Annotated in this window: 16 protein-coding genes and 1 pseudogene; 8 read left to right on the top strand and 9 right to left on the bottom strand. The window is 29.3% G+C overall.

Features of this window, described 5'->3' with window-relative positions; genetic code table 11:
- Positions 1-37 precede the first annotated feature (37 nt).
- The 4 genes from CAMP5082_RS07210 to CAMP5082_RS07195 are packed head-to-tail and all read left to right on the top strand — an operon-like array spanning position 38 to position 3,969.
- A complete protein-coding gene (locus CAMP5082_RS07210) occupies positions 38-667 on the top strand; it encodes a 5-formyltetrahydrofolate cyclo-ligase (protein WP_263692177.1) in 630 nt (209 codons plus the stop codon).
- Positions 591-2,144 (top strand): ribonuclease Y, encoded by a 1,554-nt coding sequence (rny, locus tag CAMP5082_RS07205; protein ID WP_039628788.1) that lies wholly within the window; start codon positions 591-593, stop codon positions 2,142-2,144. Before CAMP5082_RS07210 ends, rny begins: the two co-directional genes overlap by 77 nt.
- Positions 2,145-2,152: 8 nt before the next feature.
- Positions 2,153-2,716 (top strand): DedA family protein, encoded by a 564-nt coding sequence (locus CAMP5082_RS07200; RefSeq protein WP_087699278.1) that lies wholly within the window; start codon positions 2,153-2,155, stop codon positions 2,714-2,716.
- Positions 2,713-3,969 carry a ComEC/Rec2 family competence protein gene (locus tag CAMP5082_RS07195; protein ID WP_337206331.1) on the top strand — a complete coding sequence of 419 codons (1,257 nt, stop codon included), beginning with the start codon at positions 2,713-2,715 and terminating at the stop codon, positions 3,967-3,969. The genes CAMP5082_RS07200 and CAMP5082_RS07195 overlap by 4 nt, the downstream gene beginning before the upstream one ends.
- Here CAMP5082_RS07195 and CAMP5082_RS07190 read toward each other — a convergent pair.
- The 3 genes from CAMP5082_RS07190 to CAMP5082_RS07180 are packed head-to-tail and all read right to left on the bottom strand — an operon-like array spanning position 3,916 to position 6,820.
- Positions 3,916-4,728 (bottom strand): YihY/virulence factor BrkB family protein, encoded by an 813-nt coding sequence (locus CAMP5082_RS07190; RefSeq protein WP_337206330.1) that lies wholly within the window; start codon positions 4,726-4,728, stop codon positions 3,916-3,918. The genes CAMP5082_RS07195 and CAMP5082_RS07190 overlap by 54 nt on opposite strands.
- Positions 4,728-6,110 (bottom strand): FAD-linked oxidase C-terminal domain-containing protein, encoded by a 1,383-nt coding sequence (locus CAMP5082_RS07185; protein ID WP_337206329.1) that lies wholly within the window; start codon positions 6,108-6,110, stop codon positions 4,728-4,730. Before CAMP5082_RS07185 ends, CAMP5082_RS07190 begins: the two co-directional genes overlap by 1 nt.
- Entirely contained in the window at positions 6,110-6,820 is a 711-nt protein-coding gene (locus tag CAMP5082_RS07180) for a plasminogen-binding N-terminal domain-containing protein (RefSeq protein WP_373274567.1), read from the bottom strand. Before CAMP5082_RS07180 ends, CAMP5082_RS07185 begins: the two co-directional genes overlap by 1 nt.
- Positions 6,821-6,945: 125 nt before the next feature.
- On the opposite strand from CAMP5082_RS07180, the gene CAMP5082_RS07175 reads away from it, so the two are divergent.
- The 3 genes from CAMP5082_RS07175 to tpx are packed head-to-tail and all read left to right on the top strand — an operon-like array spanning position 6,946 to position 9,979.
- Positions 6,946-8,103 carry a peptidoglycan DD-metalloendopeptidase family protein gene (locus CAMP5082_RS07175; RefSeq protein WP_087685403.1) on the top strand — a complete coding sequence of 386 codons (1,158 nt, stop codon included), beginning with the start codon at positions 6,946-6,948 and terminating at the stop codon, positions 8,101-8,103.
- A gap of 1 nt (position 8,104) precedes the next feature.
- Positions 8,105-9,448, top strand: a complete 1,344-nt coding sequence (gene mgtE, locus CAMP5082_RS07170) for a magnesium transporter (protein ID WP_337206328.1) — start codon at positions 8,105-8,107, stop codon at positions 9,446-9,448.
- A gap of 12 nt (positions 9,449-9,460) precedes the next feature.
- Entirely contained in the window at positions 9,461-9,979 is a 519-nt protein-coding gene (tpx, locus tag CAMP5082_RS07165; RefSeq protein WP_263663449.1) for a thiol peroxidase, read from the top strand.
- Here tpx and CAMP5082_RS07160 read toward each other — a convergent pair.
- From CAMP5082_RS07160 to waaF, 6 genes and pseudogenes are all read right to left on the bottom strand, one after another.
- The gene (locus CAMP5082_RS07160; protein WP_039618998.1) at positions 9,976-11,361 is read right to left on the bottom strand and encodes a replicative DNA helicase; all 1,386 of its coding nucleotides are present in this window, start codon (positions 11,359-11,361) and stop codon (positions 9,976-9,978) included. The genes tpx and CAMP5082_RS07160 overlap by 4 nt on opposite strands.
- A gap of 12 nt (positions 11,362-11,373) precedes the next feature.
- Positions 11,374-12,276, bottom strand: coding sequence for a cysteine synthase A (gene cysK, locus CAMP5082_RS07155; RefSeq protein ID WP_337206327.1), 903 nt, complete (start codon positions 12,274-12,276; stop codon positions 11,374-11,376).
- A 94-nt stretch (positions 12,277-12,370) separates the two neighbouring features.
- On the bottom strand, positions 12,371-12,673 hold the full coding sequence (locus CAMP5082_RS07150; protein WP_039619003.1) for an HU family DNA-binding protein: 303 nt from the start codon (positions 12,671-12,673) through the stop codon (positions 12,371-12,373).
- 91 nt (positions 12,674-12,764) lie between these two features.
- Complete coding sequence (locus CAMP5082_RS07145; RefSeq protein WP_337206326.1) at positions 12,765-13,889, bottom strand: hypothetical protein; 1,125 nt, start codon at positions 13,887-13,889, stop codon at positions 12,765-12,767.
- Between the two features lie 8 nt (positions 13,890-13,897).
- A pseudogene (locus CAMP5082_RS07140) lies at positions 13,898-15,401 on the bottom strand (MBOAT family O-acyltransferase).
- The gene (waaF, locus tag CAMP5082_RS07135) at positions 15,402-16,322 is read right to left on the bottom strand and encodes a lipopolysaccharide heptosyltransferase II (protein WP_337206325.1); all 921 of its coding nucleotides are present in this window, start codon (positions 16,320-16,322) and stop codon (positions 15,402-15,404) included.
- Between the two features lie 52 nt (positions 16,323-16,374).
- Here waaF and CAMP5082_RS07130 point away from each other — a divergent pair.
- Positions 16,375-16,500 (top strand): glycosyltransferase family 2 protein (locus CAMP5082_RS07130; protein ID WP_337206336.1); only part of this gene is annotated, 126 nt, incomplete at its 3' end.

The following is a 16,500-nucleotide window of genomic DNA, read 5'->3' as shown; positions in this document are numbered from 1 at the left end:
AGTATAACATAAAAAGTTAAAAACTTTAAGGAAAGCCTTGATAAAAAACAATTTTAGAATAAAACAAAAATCCAAAATGCATTTAAAATTAAAGTATCAATACAAAAGGGATTTTTTGGTTTTTCAAGAAATAAAGAAAATTCTAAATTTATGCAAAAATTGTAGAAATATCCTTATATATATCCCTTTAAAATATGAAATTAATCTTTATAAATTCAGGCATTTTCTAACAAAAAAATATCAAATTTTCGTCCCATTTATGCAAGATAAAAGTTTAAAGGTAGTAAAATTAAGATTAGCTCTTGAAAAAAAGAGCTTTGGGGTGTATGAGCCAAAAGATTCTTTTTTGCAAACTCGCATTGATATTGCGATTATCCCTGTAATAGGCGTAGATGCAAAGTTAGGAAGAATCGGTCATGGTCAAGGTTTTTACGATAGGTTTTTTGAAAGCATTTCTTATAAAAAACCTTTGGTTATTTTTACGCAAATGATCGATGCAAAATCTGATCAATTTTTTAGCCAAGATCATGATATAAAAGGAAATTTTTATATAAACCCTTATAAAAAATATTTTAGGAAAGTTAAAAACAATGATAGAAATATTAGTCGCATTAATAGCCGTTTTTATAGGCGGAGGGATTGGGTATATAGTCGCCAAAAAGATTAATGATGCAAATTTCAATATCTTTTTAGAGCAAGCAAAAGCAAAAGCAAAAGCCATTGAATATGAAGCTGAACTAACACTTAAAGATGCTAAAAATTCGGTTGCTGAAGCTGAATTTGCGGCAAAGAAAAAATTTGATGAAAAAATTCAAAAACTTCAAAAAGAACATTCTATTAAGCTAGAAGAGCTTAATAAAAAAGAACAAAATCTTCATTATCAAGAAAAACTTCACGAGGAAAATAAAAACAAGCTAGCAAAAGAACAGCAAGCTATAAAAGCTTTACATGAGGAAAATGAAAATTTAAAACAAAATTATGAAACAAAGCTTAGTGAAGTATTAAAAATTCTTGAACATTCAGCTGGTCTTACACAAGAAGAAGCAAAAAATATAGTTTTACAAAAAGTAGAAGAAAACTCAAGAGCTGAGATTGCTCATATTGTTAGAAAATACGAAGAAGAGGCTAGAAATGAAGCCAAAAGAAAAGCTAATTTTATCTTAGCGCAAGCTACTTCAAGATTTGCAGGGGAATTTGCTGCCGAAAGGCTAATCAATGTAGTAAATATCAAAAATGATGAGTTAAAAGGTCGTATTATAGGTAAAGAAGGAAGAAATGTTAAAACCTTAGAAATGGTTTTGGGTGTTGATATCATCATTGATGATACACCTGGAGCGATTATAGTAAGTTGTTTTAATCTATATAGACGCGCCATTGCTACAAAAGTGATTGAACTTTTAGTTGAAGATGGCAGAATACAACCTGCAAAAATAGAAGAAATTCATGAAAAAGTTTGCAAAGAATTTGAAGATAATATCTTAGAAGAAGGTCAAACTATAGTAATGGATTTAGGACTTAATAATATACATCCTGAAATTGTTAAATTAATAGGAAAATTAAGATATAGAGCAAGTTATGGCCAAAATGCTCTAGCACATTCTTTAGAAGTGGCACATTTAGCTGGAATCATAGCAGCTGAGTGTGGCGGGGATGAAAAATTAGCAAGAAGAGCTGGGATTTTACACGATATAGGCAAGGCTTTAACACATGAATTTGAAGGCTCTCATGTGGATTTAGGAGCTGAGCTTTGCAAAAGATATAAAGAACATCCTGTGGTGATTAATGCAATTTATGCTCACCATGGACATGAAGAAGCTATTAGCATAGAATCAGCTGCAGTTTGTACAGCAGATACACTAAGCGCTGCGCGCCCTGGTGCAAGACGTGAAGTTTTAGAAGCCTTCTTAAAAAGAGTAAGCGAACTTGAAGATATAGCAAAGAGCAAAGAAGGGGTTAAAAAAGCTTATGCTATTAATGCTGGTAGGGAAATTAGAGTTATTGTTAATGCAAAATTAGTCAATGATGATGAATCTGTACTTTTAGCTAAAGAAATAGCTGAAGAAATTCAAGAAAAAGTTCAATACCCTGGTGAAATAAAAGTCAATGTCATCAGAGAGCTTAGAGCTATTGATTTTGCAAGATAAGGTTTTTCATGCAAGAAATGATAGATAATCTAAGCACTTATGGCTATTTGATTTTATTTTTTTATTCTTTTGGTGGAGGTATGGTTGCTATACTTGCTGCAGGGGTACTTTGTGCAAGTTCAACTAAACTTGATTTGCATTTGTGTATATTTTTAGCCTTTTTGGCTAATACCATAGGCTCAACTTTATTATTTATCTTAGGAAAATACTATAAAAAAGACATAATGCCTTATTTTAAAAATCATAGAAGAAAAATCGCTCTTGCTATGATGAAAATCAAAAAATATGGTGATTTACTTTTAGTAGTGCAAAAATTTATCTATGGAGTAAAAACTATCATTCCTATAGCAGCAGGTCTTTGTAAATTTAGCTTTGTAAGATTTTTTATCATCAATACCTTAGCGAGTTTGATTTGGGCTGTTGTTTTAGGTTATGCTGGTTTTATTTTTGGAAATACTCTAAAAGAGGCTTTTGAAGTATTTACCAACTATCCTTACATAGCCCCTGCTTTTATAATCACTTTAATTTTTATTATATGGTTATATTTATCACGCTTTTCTAAGAAAAAATGAGTTTAAAATTCTCTATAAAAGAAACTTATAGAGAATTTTTTATTTTATTATTGTGTTTTTTAGCAATTTTTAGTTTAAATCTCATCTATGAGTATAAAAAATATCAAAATTTTAAACTTACTAAGCATTTATTACTTAAAGATAACATTGTTTTGTCTTATTATGAAAAAACTAATAAAAAAGGTAAAAAATATCAAGTTTTAAAACTCAAAAATTCTGATTTTATTTTTTACACCACTAGCTTTAAAGATCTAAATTTAAGCAAAAATGATGTAATAAATCTTAGAATAATTACTAAAAATATTAACTTCAAAGATTATCTTAGTAAAAGTTTTTATGCACCAAGTTATGATTTTAACAAAACTAAAACACAAAAAGAAAACTCCTTAATAAAGTATTTTCTAAATCAACATCAAAATGAAAAAATCAAAGAATTTTATGGGGCTTTATTTTTTGCCAAAAATGTATCAAGTGAGCTTAGAAATGATGTAAATTTTTACAATATCGCACATTTAATTGCTATTAGTGGATATCATTTGGGCTTGTTATTTAGTTTTTGCTTTTTGATTTTTGCTCCTTTATATGCTTTTTTTCATAAACGATATTTTCCTTATAGAAGTTTAAAGCTTGATATTAGTATTTTTGCTTTCTTGCTTTTAGTTTTTTATATATTTTTAATAGATTTTAGCCCTTCTTATACAAGAGCTTTACTGATGAGTTTTTTTGCTTTTTATTTATTTAGTAAAAATATTAAAATACTCAGTTTTAAATTTTTATTTTTAAGTATAGTCTTTTGCATTAGCATTTTTCCAAAACTTCTTTTTAGTGTTGGATTTTTATTTTCTATTTTAGGAGTTTTTTATATTTATTTATATTTTCATCATTTTAAAGATCAATTTTCAAATTTTATTCATGTTTTTTTGCTAAATATCTGGACTTTTTTAGCAATGATTATCCCTGTCTTATACTTTTTTCCTCTACTTAGCTTTCAGCAATTTTTAGCCATACCTTTAAGTTTAGTCTTTATAATATTTTATCCTTTGATTTTAATCTTGCATATTTTCTCTTATGGAAATTTATTAGATTTATATTTAATGCATTTTTTTGAGTTTAAAATGCATGCGATTAATCTATCAATACCTTTTGTGTTTTATTATATTTATTTAATTTTATCTTTAATCGCTATATTTAATAAATACTTAGCTCTTTTTGTAGTTTCTCTTGGGTTTATTCCCTTTATTTTCTTGATTTAAAAGCAGATAAGCCTTTAAGCCCAAAAGATAAATAATCCAAGAAATGTAAATCCACAAAAAGAAAAATAATATTACAGAAAAAGAACCATATACATTTAAATAAGTTTTATTATATACAGCATAATACACAAAAATCATCTTGGAAATATACCAAATTACAGAAGCACCAAAAGAACTAATAAGTAAGGTTTTTAAATCGCCTTTTTTGCTTACTGAACTTGAATAAGAGACAAAAAATAAAGCCCATATAATCACATAGGGTAAAATCTCAAAAAAATTTAAAGCAATATTAAAATCATCTAAGGTTTTTTGTATAAAACCTGAAATGTAAAAACTCACACCAAGTCCAAGCGGAGTTAAAGTTGCTAAAGTCCAATAAGAACTTATACTATGCCAAAGACTTTTAGAATCTTCCTCTAAAAGCTTATTAATCACATAATCATAACCTGAAAAAAAAGCCAAAGAAGTCAAGGCCATAGCCAAAAGCCCTATAAGTCCTAAATTTACGCTGTTTTTTAAAAAGGTATTGATATATTGTATGATTAATTCTTGTTGAGTTGGGATTAAAAAAGTAAAAATTAAATTTTTAATTCTTTCTTGATAAATTTCAAAACTTGGAATTTGGGTAAAAACCCAAAAACATAAAAACAAAAGTGGTATTAAAGATAAGATAGTATAAAAACTCAAAGCCGCAGCATAATTTAAAATTTCTTTATCTCTTAAAGCTAAAAGAATTTTAAAAAAGTTTTTAAAACTCATCAAAGTCCCATTTTGAAAGGATTGAGTATATTATTTGGATCAAATGCTTTTTTGATATTTCTCATTAAGTCCATTTCAGCTTCACTAAAAGCAAGCTTCATAAAAGGAGCTTTTGAAATGCCTATGCCATGCTCTCCACTTAAAGTCCCACCTAAAGAAACTGTAAGCTTAAACACCTCTTCCACAGCTTCATAACCTTTTTTAACTAATTCAGGATTATTTTTGTCACTTACCATTACATTAGTATGCACATTCCCATCGCCAGTATGACCAAAACAAGGGATTTTAAAACCATATTTTTTAGAAATTTCAGCTATGCCTTTTAAAAGCTCAGGTAGTTTTGAACGTGGCACTGTAATATCTTCATTGAGCTTTAAATTTCCATACATTGCTATGCTTTGAGAACAATTTCTTCTAGCAAACCAAATATCAGCTGCTTCTTGCTCATCTTTTGCTATTTTAAACTCTCTTACGCCAGATTCATAAAAACTTTCTTGCAAGATTTTTAAATCTGCCTCCAAAGCCTCTTCTACATTACCATCTACATCAGCGATTAAAATCGCACCCGCATCCATAGGCAAGCCTTTTTGAAATTTTTGCTCTAGTGCTTGTATGCTTAGTTGATCTAAAAATTCCATAGATACAGGAGTTACACCTTTAGCTAAAGTTTTATAAACTGCATTCATCGCTTCATCAATGCTATTAAAAATCCCCATAGCTGTCTTTTTAAACTTTGGCAAAGCTACTAGTTTTAAAGTAATCTCGCTAAGCACAGCCAAAGATCCCTCACTTGCTATTAAAATTCCAGCTAAATTATAACCCGCTACATCTTTTATGGTTTTTTTGCCTGCTCTAATAATTTCTCCATTAGGTAAAACTGCTCTTAAGGCCATTACATAATCTTTAGTTATACCATACTTAGCAGCCCTCATACCCCCTGCATTTTCGCTTACATTGCCCCCTAAAGAAGAATACTCCATACTAGCAGGATCAGGTGGATAAAATAAGCCATATTCTTTTACTTTTTCTTGTAAAGCCATATTTATCACACCAGGCTGTACCACTGCGACTAAATTTTCAAGATCAATTTCTAAAATCTTATTCATATGCTTTTCAAAGCTTAACACCACTCCACCATTAACAGCCAAGCTTCCACCGGTAAATCCACTGCCTGAGCCCCTAGGAATGATGATGATTTTATTTTCATTACAATATTTTAGAATTTGACTAATATCATTTTCATCTCTTGGGAAAAGCACTCCATCGGGTAAGTAATGCTTTTTAGTGGCATCATAACTATACGCTCTTTTATGGATAGGATCAAAATGCGCATTTTCAACCCCTAAAAGATCTTGAAAGAATTTTTGATGAATTTCTTGCATTATTTTTCTCTAGTTAAGCTAATTAATTTTTCATAATATACATAATAATTTCCAATAGCCTCATCATTTAAGCTAAAAATATCACTTTTATAACCTGTAATTCTTGAATAAAATGGAATTTGCAAACTTTGAGCTTGCGGTATGGCAAATTCTTCTATCTTGCCAAAATCTTGACAATCAACTATCTCAGCTTTATTTTCTAAAGCTACTACTAAAAGCCCTACAGCATTTTTTGAACAAAAAGATCTAAAATCTGATCTTCTTGGAGTTTGGCGGTATTCTTGTATCATATGCGCACCAAATAAATCAGGATGTAAAAAATAAATTCCATTTAATTTTTGAGCTATAAAATCATACACACTTTTATCAGGAGCTACAATCAAAGCTCTATCGTATAAATAATTTAAAACTATTTTATCCCCTACTTGTGGCAATACATTTGGCAAAGGCATAGCATCTTGAGCTAGCATATCAAAAACTTTAAATTGTAATTTAACCAAGCCATTTTCACGCCCTATTACACTAGCTCTTGCAATGATAGATTTTTGTGTATCAATTTCATGCACAACTATACCACTTGAGTGCAATAAAATTCTAGGATCATCTTTTATATAACCATAAATATCATCTACTTTTTCAAGTTTTGTTTGTATTAAATCAAAATTTTTAGCTTGTAAAAATGCTAAAAAACAGCAAAGCATTAAGATAATTCTTGACAATTTATACTCCTTAAAAAGTGTAAAAATAAATTATATTGTTTTTTCCTTACAAAATTGTAAGAAAAATTAAGTAAAATACAAATTTATGTTTAAATTTTAGAAGGCTTTAGATTATCATGAAAAAAATTTTCATATCTTTACTTATATCCATAAAACTTTTTGCTATTTCAAGTGTTGAAGAACTTTCTTGGGAAAATGGCAAAACTTTACTTGATTTTTTACAAGATCATTCTATACCGCTTAATTTATATTATAATCTTGATGGAGAAGATAAAGAACTAAGTGCAGAAATCACAAGTGGTGTTAAATACCAAATGCTAAAAGATGAACAAGGTGAACTTGAGCAAGTTTTAATCCCAATTAGCGATGATTTACAAATTCATATTTACAAAAATATAGAAAATAAATTCGTATTGAGTTTTACTCCTATTTCTTACACTAAAGAAAAACGAACTATTCGCGTAGCTATTAACAACTCAGCTTATCAAGATGTTTATGATGAAAGTGGCAGTGTAACCTTAGCAAGAGCTATGGTGAGAGCTTTTAAAAATAGTGTTAACTTTAAAAATGTCAGAAAAGGCGATAGCGTAGTATTAATTTATGAGCAAAAAAGAAGACTAGGAAGACTTTTTGGCGATATTAATATCCAAGCAGCTTTAGCTAACATTAGAGGCAAAGAATATTCTGTATTTTTATATAAAGATTCTTATTATAATGCTCAAGGAAAAGAACTTGAAAATTTCTTTTTAACCAAACCTGTTAAATACACAAGAATTTCAGATCGCTTTACTAGGGCAAGATATCATCCTATCTTAAAACGCTATAGAGCGCATTTAGGTATTGACTATGCAGCTCCAACGGGTACTCCAGTTAAGAGCGCAGGAGATGGAACGATTAGCTTTGTTGGGACAAAAGGTGGTTATGGTAAAGTTGTTCAAGTAAAACATGTATCAGGCTATATGACTTTATATGCTCACCTTAGCCGCTTTGCAAAAATCAAACGTGGCCAAAAAGTTAAGCAAGGACAAGTAATTGCCTATGTAGGCTCTACTGGTATGAGTACTGGGCCACATTTGCATTTTGGACTTTATCTAAATAACAAAGCAATTAATCCTGAAACCATAGTGAAAATTCCAAAATCAAGCCTAAGCGGTAAAAACAAAGAAGAATTTTTAAAAATGGCAAAAGAGTATGAAAACCGCCTGCAAAGCATTGATGAAAACTATAAAAATCCACCAAAAGAACAAAATATAGAAAATTCTATGGAGCTTTGAGATGATGAATGATTTTTTAGAAGCACAAGAACTTTTAAAAAATATTTCCAAAGATCAAAGCACCTATGAAACCAATGAAGCCTTAAAGACTATCAAAAGATATAACGAAGAGCTTTATTTGCAAACTCTTAAATCTTTTGATACTTACACACTTGCAAATGTAGCCACTATAACGCCTGAACATATCTTAGAAGATATTTTAGAACACTTAAGCATTATAAAGATTGCAAAAGCAGTAGAAGAGCTTGAAAGTGATGATGCAACAGACTTAATTAAGCGTTTTGAAGAGCTAAATCCACAAAAAACTTTAGCCATTTTAAACCGCTTAAGTTCCGAAGATAAAGAAGAAATTTTACGCCTTAAAAATTATGATGAAAATACTGCTGGTGCTTATATGCAAACAGAAATTTTCACAGCTTCTATTGATGAGAGTATAGAAAAAGCTATTAAAAGATATAGAATTTTAAAACACTCAGGACAAGTAGATCAAATTTTTCAAGTTTATATCATAGATAATCAAGGAAAGCTTTGCAATGCTATCAACCTAAGCGATCTTTTGCTTTGGGATTTTAAACTAAGTTTTGCAGATATTATTAAAAATAATAGCGAAAAATATAAATGTTATAGCATAAAAGATCATGAGGATATACAAAAGGCTATTGATATAGTAGAAGATTATGATTTGAGTGTTTTAGCGGTTGTAAATGATGATGGAGTGCTTTTAGGTAGAATTACCTATGATGATATCCATGATTTAATCCAAGAAAATGCAACAGAACAAATTTATAACTTAGCCGGAGTTGATGCAGATGTTGAGGAAGAAAGTGCTTTTAAAGCGGCTAAAGCTAGAGCTTTTTGGCTTATGATTAATCTTACTACTTCATTAATCTCAGCTAATATCATCAGTCTTTTTTCAGGTGAAATAGAACAACTTGTAGCCCTAGCAGTACTTATGCCTATTGTGGCTTCCATGGGAGGCAATACAGGCTCACAAGCTTTAGCAGTAACAGTTAGAAAACTCTCACTCAATGAAGTAGAATTTAAAGATGCTAAAAAAGTTATATTAAGAGAGAGTGGAATTTCTTTATTAAATGGGCTTATATTTGCTAGTATTATGAGCATTATAGCCTTTATATGGTTTAAAACAGCTCTTTTGGGACTTGTTATAGCCTTATCAATGCTAATTAATCTAGCCTTAGCCGGTTTTGTAGGTTCTTTTGTACCTCTAACTTTGAAAAAATTTAAAATCGATCCTGCGGTAGGATCAAGTGTAGTGATTACTGCGATTACTGATGGTTTGGGATTTTTTAGCTTCTTACTTTTAGCAAAAATGATTTTATTATAAAAAAGGGAAATTATGTCAAGCATTACATATAAAGGTCAAATTATAGAACTTGCAGGAATTGAACTAGAAGTTGGAGATAATGCTCCAAGGGTAGTTCTAAGAACCAAAAATCTTGCCCCAGTAGAAATAGCACCACCTGGAAAAACTCAAATTTTATTAACTCTACCCAGCTTAGATACACCAGTATGCTCAAAACAAGCCAAAGAAACCAATAAAAGACTAGCTTCTATGAAAAATATTGAAGTTATTATTGTTAGCATGGATTTACCTTTTGCTATGGATCGTTTTTGTGCTACTGAAGGGATTGATAATATTATAACCGCAAGTGATTTTGCCTTTAAAGATTTTGGCATAAACTATGGGGTATTAATAAATGATAGTATATTTGCAGGATTGCTAGCAAGAGCAGCTTTTGTAATTAAAGATGGAAAAATAGTATACAAACAGCTCGTAAAAGAGCTGATGGGAAAAATCGATTTTAAAGATTTAGAACTTTTTATGCATAGAAATTATGGTTACCCTTTGAATTAACCTTCAAAGTTTGTAACCACAAAATCTTCTTTTGGAGCTTCGATAAAGCACGATTTTTCTTTCAAAAAAAGCAAATCCACATGCCCTACAGGGCCATTTCTATTTTTACCTATAATAAGCTCAGCCTTTTCTTGCACAGGATTTGGCATAAATTTTCTCTCATAAGTCTTGCCTTCATTTTTGGCTTTATTTTCTCTTTCTTTTTCTTCTTGCTCTCTATAAACTTCATCTCTATATACAAATAAAATCGTATCTGCATCTTGTTCTATAGCACCACTTTCTCTTAAATCACTAAGCATAGGACGCTTGTTTGCTCTACTTTCTAATGAACGATTTAATTGCGAAAGTGCCACTACTGGCATATTTAATTCTCTTGCTAAAAGCTTTAAACCTCTTGAAATTTCACTCACTTGCAAATGCCTATCATTAAAAGCTGAATTACTCATCATAAGACCGATATAATCTACCACGCAAAGCTCGATACTCTCATCTTGAGCTTTAATTTTGCGTAAAATCGAACGAATATCAGCTATACTAGCATAACCGCTATCATAAATATAAAGATTTTTTTGTGCATATTCATTACAAGCATCACCCACCCTACTCCACTCATCATCGTTTAAATCTGCGATTAGAATTTTTTGCAAAGGAATGGAAGTTTTTGCACTGATTAATCTTTGCATGATTTGTGTAGCAGGCATTTCTAGTGAAAACATTACAACGCCTTTATTTTGTCTTAGTGTTTTTTCTATAAAATTTAAACAAATTGTAGTTTTTCCCATACCTGGGCGTGCAGCGATAATTACAAGATCGCCGGGTTTAAAGCCTTTTGTCATTTTATTAAGCTCGCTAAAACCTGTATCAAGTCCCAAAATATCTTTATTTTCAGCTTCTTTTTGCTTTTTAAACTCATCCATAAGTTCAGACATAACCATAGTCATATCTTTAATACTATTACTATTTACACGGTTGGTAAGATTAAAAATCTCTTTGCCTATTTCATCTGAAATTTGAGAAATGCTTTTATCTTCATTAACCCTTGTAGGTATAGTATAAGCAAAATTTAAAAGTTGGCGTCTGATGGATTTTTCTCTTAATTCATATGCGTATTTGCTCACATCTGCTATGGAAGTAGTGGCTAAAACTTCAGCTAAAATTTGCTCATCTATTTTTTTATGTTTTCTTATAAAACTTGCACTTATAGGCTCGCCTGCATTCACACAAGCTAAAATCGCTTTATAAATATCTTGATGAGCTTTGAGTGAAAAATCATTAATCTCAATATCTGAAGAAATGCTAAAAAAAGAATCCTCACTATATATACAAGAACTTAAAATCGCCCTTTCAAGATCTAAATCAAAATGCTCATTATTTTGACTCATACACACCCCTAATTATAAATTTGCAAATAGATCAGTTGACAAATATCGCTCGGCTGTATCATTTAGCATAGTTAAGATTTTTTTATCAGGGTTTTCTAAAGCAATTTTTCTAGCCATATATACATTTGCACCACTTGAAATTCCTGCCATTATGCCATTTTTACCAAGCTCTAAGGCTGTATTTATAGCATCTTCATTACTTACACAAACTATCTCATCTATGATTTTTTGATTTAAAATTTTAGGGATAAAATTTGCACCTATACCTTGGATTTTATGGCTTGCAGCGGTATTTTGGCTCAAAAGTGGCGAAGATGCAGGTTCTAAGGCTATGATTTTAACATTAGGATTGTGTTCTTTTAAAATTTCTCCTACCCCGCTAATAGTCCCGCCTGTACCAAAACCTGCTAAAAAAATATCAAGATCAGGCAAAACTTTTAAAATTTCTAAGGCAGTATTTTTTCTATGTGCGTTTTTGTTGTTGATATTTTCAAATTGACTTACCATAAATGAATTTGGAATTTCACTTAAAAGCTCATTAGCTCTATCAAGCGCTCCTTGCATGCCTTTGCTTGCTTGAGTAAGCTCTAGCTTTGCACCAAAAAAACTCATCATTTTTCTACGCTCAATACTCATAGACTCAGGCATAGCGATGATAAGTTTAAGCTTTAAGCTTGCACAAATCATTGCTAAAGCTATGCCGGTATTTCCACTTGTGGCTTCTATAATGGTTGCTTCTTGATTGATTTTACCTTCATTTAAAGCTTGTTTTATCATCTCGACGGCCGCTCTATCTTTTATAGAATGACTTGGGTTAAAATACTCACATTTAGCATAAAGATTTGGAGCAAATTCTTTTAAAGAAATAATCGGGGTATTGCCTATACAATCTAAGATATTATTATAAACTGACATTGTTTTCCTTGTAATTTTTTAAAACAATATCAAAAGAAAATTAATACTTAATTATGGAGAAAAACGCAAAAGTTGGAAACTTTTGCGCAAAGAATTATTTTTTAGCTTTTTTAGCAGTTTTAGCAGCAGCAACTGCGTCTTTAAGGTTTTTACCTACTTTAAATTTAGCAACTTTAGTAGCAGGTACTTTGATAGTAGCACCAGTGCTTGGTACTCTAGCTTCTCTAGCAGCTCTTTCAGCTACAGAAAATGTACCAAAACCGATAAAGCTAATGCTATCACCTTTAGCTAATACATCAGTAATAGTAGCGATTACTGCATCAGTAGCTGCAGTTGCATCTTTTTTAGTTAGCCCAGCAGTTTGAGCAACTTGAGAAATAAAATCTGCTTTAGTCATAAAAAGCTCCTTGATTAAAAATGATTGTTAAGTTTAACACATTTATCAAGCTTTTGCAAGAGGTTTTCATGCAAAAAAGCTTTTCTTAGCACTATTTATCTAAAATACCACTTGCTTTTATTTGCTCAATCAAAGGATTTAAATCATAATTTTTGATTTTTTCTTCCATAATTTTAAAATACTCATCTATATTTGCAGGCGTTAAAATATTTGTTTGGTTTTTAATAGCATCAAGTTGTATTTCATTCATATCTATATTATAATGAGTTAAATCTTTATAATTTGCTATATCATCAGCATAATCTAAATCATCAAATCCATAAATTTTAACATTTGAATATTTTTGGCTTTCATCAACAAGATAAATTATCATTTTTTTCCAGTCATAAAAATAATTATTTTTATAATTTAATTTATAATGCAATCTCGAATATGTAGGTATTATTATATAAAAATTTATATTTTTATATTCTTTTGCATATGAAAATATAAATTTATTTATATATTTTTTATAAAAATATTTATCAGATATATCAGATACTGTTTTATTTGTTTCTTTTTCTTGTGATTTTTTTATTATAGTTTTTATTGCTATTTCTGCGTTACCTTCAAAATATTTTAACCAATTTTCAATTCCACCAAATAATCTCTTAGCCTTTTTATCATGTATCCAACCACCATATAGCTCATCTTTGGTATTTCCTACACATTTTTGACTTTTAGAAAATAATAAAGCACAAATTATAAATTTTTTATTTATATAAATTTGAAAATCATTGAATGGATTATTATCGTATAAGATGCTATGATTATAATTTATATCTAATGTTGAAGAATTTATGCCATCAAATAATGTAATTATATTTTTTATATTTTTCTTTTTTATGGCATATTTTATTATGCTATATCGTTGATTATGAGAACTTCCACCTGATGATAAATTTGTCCATACATTCCCTTCTGTATTTAATTTTTTATTAGCCTGCTTTGGTGATATATTTTCTAAATAAGAATTTCCTATTACAATGGAATTAAAATCATTATTGTCTATAAAGCTTTTATTTTGTAATAATTTTCCATAATAGTAAGTATCATTTCTAAACCAAGGCTTATGATAAAGTCTTAAAGGATCATAAACATAAAGCAAAATTCCTAAAGCAAAAATAATGGGTAAAGGTATCAAAATAGATAAAAATACAAATTTTTTATAAGACATTGTAATCCTTAAAAATTAAAATATATAAATTCCACATAAGGAACTGAAAATAATGTTATCAAGCTAATATACAAAGCAAAAGCTGTTAAAAACACAAATTTATAATTTGTTTTAAAATTATCCACGTAATAAATACTATTTTTTACATACAAACACAACACAAAAGCAACTAAAGTATAAAAAAATGTTTCATTATTTCCATTTATAGCAGAGAAAGTTTCTCTAGTTCTATGCCATTTTATAGGTAATTCCACCCAAGTTATACCAAAGATAGCTTTTAAAAGATTTATAGCGCCTTGAAGATTTTCGCTTCTAAAAAATATCCACGCAAGATTAATAAAATTAAAAGTTACAAACCATGCAAATATTTTATAAATAATATTTTCTTTAAATTTAGCATTTGGGGTTATAAATGAATATATTCTATGAAGTACCATAGCTAGTCCATGCAACACTCCCCATATCACAAAACCCCATCCAGCTCCATGCCATACTCCACTTACAAAAGCCACTATAAAAAGATTTCTTAAATTTATAATCTTAGAAACCCTATTACCACCCAAAGGTATATATAAATAATCTTTTAAAAATTTACCTAATGTTATATGCCATCTTCTCCAAAAATCACTTATATTTAATGCTTTATAAGGAGAATTAAAATTAATAGGAAGTTTTATGCTAAAAAATAAAGCTATACCTATAGCCATATCACAATATCCACTAAAATCAAAATAAAGTTGAAAAGTATAAGAAAGCGATACAAACCAAGCTGTTACAATATTTAAAACTCCATCATTTTCTACTATAGCAAATCCAGCATTTGCCCACTTAGCAAAAGAATCAGCAATATATACTTTCTTAAATAAACCCATAGAAAATATAAATAATCCTTTGGCTATATTTTCCCAATTAATAAGAATAGAATTACTCCAAAGCATACTTTTAAATTGAGGCATCATTTCTTTATGATGCACTATTGGACCTGCTATAAGCTGAGGAAAAAATGTTACAAACAAAGCATAATCTAAAATATTTATTTTATATGTATTTTCACTTTTTAAACCTTCTATATTTGTTCTTTTATAACAATCTACTAAAAAAGCAATTTGTTGAAAAGTAAAAAAAGATATAGCTAAAGGTAGTAATATATGCGGCAAAGGAATATTAAAATCTAGTTGGACTATTTGAAAAAATACATTAAAATTTTCTAAAAGAAAATCAGTGTATCTTAAAAAAAGCAAGTAAAGCTAAATTAAAAAACACACCACTACAAAATAACAATTTTACTTTTTTTCTATTAAGTAAAATTAAATTTGCAAGATAAAAATTCACACCCATAGAAAGCAATAAAATCAAAACATATTCAACCTTCCAAAAAGCATAAAAAAATAAACTTGCTAAGACTAAAAATAATTTTGCGCTTTGAATATAATTAAATTTTTTAAGCATATAAAATATAATTAAAACTATAGGTAAAAATATAAATATAAATTCATAAGAACTAAAAACCATTTATACTCCTGAAAAATTTTTTACTAAATTTATTACCACTTCAGGCTTTAAATCTTTCATACATTTGTGGTGTTTTAAAGGGCAAACCTTTTGCATACAAGGCATACAAGCTAAATTTAAATGTGCTATTTTAGCATTTTCTTGCCAAGGTGATGTTTGACTAAATTTAGTCGAGCCAAAAACAGCCACCGTTTTCACCCCATAAGCTGCACCTATATGCATAGGACCACTATCGTTTGTGATGAGTAAATCAAGCATAGAAATATTTTTACATAAAGTATAAATGCTAGTTTTGCCACAAAGATTTTTTGCCTTTATACCTTCTTTTAGAAGAAAATGTTCAATTTCATTACATATTACTCTCTCACTTTCTACTCCAAAGATTAAAATTTGATGAGTGGAGCTAAATTCTTTTGCTACTCTTGCAAAATAGCTCGCTTCCCATCTTTTCGCACTTCCAAAATGCGCACCCGGGTTTATACCTAAAATTTTTTGAGTTGATTTTGCTTTTATAGGGAGTTCTAAAGCATTTGAAGTAGCTTTAAAATTTAAGGCTTTTTCTATGAAATTTAAGTATTTTAAGACTTGGTGTTCTTCTTTTAGAATATTTTTATCAAAATAAAACCTTTTTTTTGCTTTAATTAAATTTAAAATAATCTTGCTTGAAAATGCCGAGCGAAACGAAAAAGCTAAATCAAATTTACCAAGGTTTTTTCTAGCATTTAAAATTTGCTTATATCTTTGCTTTTTATTTTCTACTAAGACTTGAGCATTTTCAAAACGTTTAAAAAGCTCTGCGCTCACAAAAGAACCATAAAAAGTAAATTTGGCTTGGGGGTATTTTTCTTTTATAGCATAAATAGCCGCACTAGCCATCACCGCATCGCCAAGCCAAGTAGGAAGGTTGATAAAAATATTCATGATTTTCCTTAAAAATAAAAGCTATAATTATATCAAAAAATAAAGAGTTAACATGAGTCAAATTTCTATCATATTACCAACTTATAATGTAGAAAAATATATAGCTAGAGCATTAGAAAGTTGTATTAACCAAACTTTTAAAGATATAGAAATCATTGTAGTAGATGATTGTGGTAAT

It is taken from the genome of Campylobacter sp. LMG 17559 (genome assembly GCF_024723605.1).
GTDB lineage: Bacteria > Campylobacterota > Campylobacteria > Campylobacterales > Campylobacteraceae > Campylobacter_D.
The sequence above is the reverse complement of the archived record's forward strand: the minus strand, read 5'-3'. Positions and strand labels throughout refer to the sequence as shown.